The 716-nt window shown below is 69.0% G+C and carries 1 protein-coding gene; it reads right to left on the bottom strand.

Annotation, left to right across the window (positions count from 1 at the left end; all coding sequences use genetic code 11):
- Window positions 1–716, bottom strand: a 716-nt coding sequence (locus tag EN893_RS36455; protein ID WP_164901518.1) for a copper resistance D family protein, incomplete at both ends; no start/stop codon positions are given.

The following is a 716-nucleotide window of genomic DNA, read 5'->3' as shown; positions in this document are numbered from 1 at the left end:
GCTTGATAAGCAGCAGCCTTCCATAGGCGGTCTCGACCAAAGCCGCGGGTGTCTGCACCTGGATGACGGCAAGCACGATGCCGGCAGCGGCAAGCACGGCCACCACGGGCAGGATCGCCCAAGAAAACCGCCGCAGGAATGGCGTGGCCCCCGCCGATTGCCCCTTCAGCGCCAGCCCGAGTGGGATCAATGCGCCGGCCCACAACGCGATGCCGACGCCGTGCAGGAACACCATCGGCCGCGTCAGCCATTGCGGCTCGGCGGCACTGGCATGGCCGCTGGCGGCAAGGGCGACCCCCACCCCGGCCAGGCCGGCCAGCGCCGATGGTTTGGCGGTGGCGCGGGGACCGGCCAGCGACAGCAGGCCAAGGCCCAGCGCGATCAGCGCGACCAGCACTGTCCAGCCGAAACTGGTGTCGAGCCCGGTCCGCCAGACGACCGATTGTGCCAGATGGGAGAGCGGCGCCCCCAATGCGTCCAGACCTTGCAAGCCGAGCGACAGGCACGACGCGACCAGCCCGCTCAGGATTGCAGCTGCAACGAAGCGCTGCCCGGCACGGCCACTTCCGGCCAACCAGGCAAGCGCGAAGGCGCCGCCAACGCCGAGGAAAAGGCCGACGTAGAGAAAGATTTTGCCCGTCCAGATAGCCGACCGCAACGGCCAGTCGACGGCTTCGGATACGGCGGGCGGCTCGCTGGGCGCGCCGATGGAAAAC

The sequence above is a fragment of the Mesorhizobium sp. M7A.F.Ca.CA.004.04.2.1 genome (genome assembly GCF_004022825.1).
Lineage (GTDB): Bacteria > Pseudomonadota > Alphaproteobacteria > Rhizobiales > Rhizobiaceae > Mesorhizobium.
Note: the sequence above shows the minus strand (reverse complement) of the source record. Positions and strands in the feature narration are given on the sequence as shown.